1 pseudogene is annotated in these 258 nt (G+C 34.9%); it reads left to right on the top strand.

The annotated features are described in order from the left end of the window. A pseudogene (locus SB679_RS25125) lies at positions 1-258 on the top strand (MotA/TolQ/ExbB proton channel family protein); the annotation flags it as partial.

Raw genomic sequence — 258 nt, 5'->3', positions numbered from 1 at the left:
GGAATGATCTACATGGGAGGTATTATTGTACCATTACTTGTAACATTCATGATTACTGTAATTGTTTTCTCTTTTGAAAGATACTTTGTACTAAGCAAAGCTTCAGGTTCAGGAAACGTAGACAACTTCGTAGTTAAAGTAAGAAGTTTATTGAACAGCAATAAAGTTGACGAAGCTTTAGAAGAGTGCGACAGACAACAAGGTTCTGTAGGGAACGTTGTAAAAGAAGGTCTTACAACTTATAAAGCATTATCTCAC

Source organism: Chryseobacterium sp. SIMBA_029 (assembly GCF_046535275.1).
Classification (GTDB): Bacteria; Bacteroidota; Bacteroidia; order Flavobacteriales; family Weeksellaceae; genus Chryseobacterium.
The sequence above is the reverse complement of the archived record's forward strand: the minus strand, read 5'-3'. Positions and strand labels throughout refer to the sequence as shown.